This window comes from Candidatus Deferrimicrobiaceae bacterium (genome assembly GCA_035256765.1).
Lineage (GTDB): Bacteria > Desulfobacterota > Deferrimicrobia > Deferrimicrobiales > Deferrimicrobiaceae > CSP1-8.
Genome location: DATEXR010000315.1, coordinates 1 through 2,178, shown reverse-complemented (window position 1 = coordinate 2,178; position 2,178 = coordinate 1). Strand labels below are relative to the sequence as shown.

The window sequence follows — 2,178 nt, the reverse complement described above, 5'->3', positions numbered from 1 at the left end:
CTCCCCCCCGTCCCAACGGAGAAGAACGAGGCGGGTGGTCTTGCTGGAAAATTCCATGCTCAGCGGCCCCTGTTCCGCTTTCGGTATCAGGATCAGCGGTCTTCCGTCCGGCCCCGGGGAAACGCGGGCCGCCTTTCTGACGTAAAACCGGGTTTTTCCCTGACGCGGCAGGTAGAGTCCCCACTCGAAGGAATCCCCCGACCATCCGTAGTCCGCGTCGGTCTTGTATTCGGGGACCCCGCCAGCGGCAAGAACGCGGAGATTGTCATTCTTATCCGTGTAAATCCATTTCCACTCCTCCCCGAACCTCGCCGAGGTGAGGCCCAGGATTCCGGAGGAAAGAGGCGCCAGCAGCGTATCCGCCGGAAGTGCCTCACCCATCCTGAGGGTCTTCCCGTCCCAGACCATCGCATACAGTTTCCCGTGGAAGGGGAAATCGCCTCCCTGTTGTTGGCCGGCCAAAACCTTCTTCCCCTGCCAGTCCGGGAGGAGAACGAGGTGGTAGGGAAGGCGGTCGGCGACCTTCCCGAAGGTTTCCCCTTTTTTCTTCAGGACCGTGGACCGGAGACTCTCCCCGTCGATACCGGTCACTACGATTTCCTTCTCTCCGTCCCCGTCGAGATCGACCGCCTCGACGTTCAGGATATGGCCCGGTATTCCATCCGTGATCCTGGCCTTCGGCATGATCTCCGACCCGTTCACGCGGTACAGGTGGATCCCTTTCCTGCCGTAGGCGATGACTTCGCCGTTCCCCTCGGGATCCACGTCCCCGGACACGACCCCGTGGAGCTCGTCGGCGATCCTGCCGGACTCCGCGACCTTTTTAAGAGAGGAGGGGACCCATTCCGCTTTGGAGGGAGGGGGTGCGGCAGAGGGGGTGGCGGCAGTCTGGGGGGAAGGCAAGGCCGGTGCGGGAGGCAAAACAGCAATCTGAGCTCCCGCGGCGCCGGCCGGGGCCGGAATCGCGGGAGGGGAAACCGGAGGCGGAACCGGCGTGGGCGGCGGAGAGGTCCTGACCGCCGTCTTCACGCCGAACATCTTCTCCGAGATGTCGGAGGCCAGGTCGCCCAGCCGAGGGATGATCTCGTCCACCGTAGCGGCCGCAATGAAAAAGGCGCCGGCCGTCTGCCCGGTCGAAAGGTCGGACACGGTCACGTCGATGCTGTATCCCGCCCCCAGCTTCGCGACCGTTCCGTTCAGCAGCAGGGGCAGTCCGGCTTTCTTCGCGGCATCCCCCGCAGGCTTGTCTGCGGGGGAAAGCAGGAGAACCTCGGCGCCCGCAAGCGCCATCAGGCGGGAAGAAAGGAGGCGGGGAAGGATGTCGACCGTCTGCCGGATTTCCTCCTGGGGTCCCAGGACGGCAAACGGCGCAATCGCGATGCGCCGGGGGTACTCCGCGGCCCAAGCCACCGAAGAAACCGCCGGCAGGCCCGCGAACAGGAGAAACAACAAGGGCCATGCAGCGTTTTTGCTCCGTCCCCACCCCATATCGGGCTGAATCTACCAGACGCTCCGGGAAAGTCAAACATAAACAATGAGTGAGCCGAGCACTGGCGGCAGTTTGCTGCGACCGGGGACCCGGGGCACCGGCCTCCAGGGATCCATTCCCTCAGATCCCGGCATTCGAGGACCGCTGCATCCCCGCCGGCTTCGTTGCCCTCCCTCGCCGTACCACAGCGGGTACGCCTCGATCGGGCGCCTCGCCGGTCGGGGCGCATCGGCCCTCTCGGTGCACGGCCTCTTCGGAAACGGATCCCTGGACGCCGGGCGGGGATTTCCGCGAATGTATGAACGCAGGCAGCGAGCGGTCGCAGGTCGCGAGCGTAGCGACGAGGAAGCCCCCCGCGAGCCAGGGTCCCCGGTCACAAGCGCCCTCTTTCAGGGAGGCTTCCCGGGGACCGGCGGGACGATGGAGCGGGTTTCCAGCGACCGGACCAGCTTCCCCTGGATCCCCCCGAATCCCCCGTTCGACATGATGAGGATCAGGTCCCCGGCGCGCGACGTTCCGGAGAGATGCGTTACGATTCGGTCGACCTTTTCGATATATTCCGCATTCCGTCCGACCCCCCGGAGGGAGGCGACCACCTCCTCCGGGTCCAGCCGGTCTTCCAGGGGGAATTTCTCCGCCCCGTACACCCCCGCGAGGATGACCGAGTCCGCGCCGGAGAGCGCCTCGGC

The 2,178-nt window shown here is 65.3% G+C and carries 2 protein-coding genes; both read right to left on the bottom strand.

Going from position 1 to position 2,178, the window contains the following annotated elements; genetic code table 11:
• On the bottom strand, nucleotides 1-1,449 hold a 1,449-nt coding region (locus VJ307_10985; GenBank protein ID HJX74660.1), incomplete at its 3' end, for a VCBS repeat-containing protein.
• A gap of 429 nt (nucleotides 1,450-1,878) precedes the next feature.
• A partial coding sequence (locus VJ307_10980) for a hypothetical protein (GenBank protein HJX74659.1) occupies nucleotides 1,879-2,178 on the bottom strand: 300 nt, incomplete at its 5' end.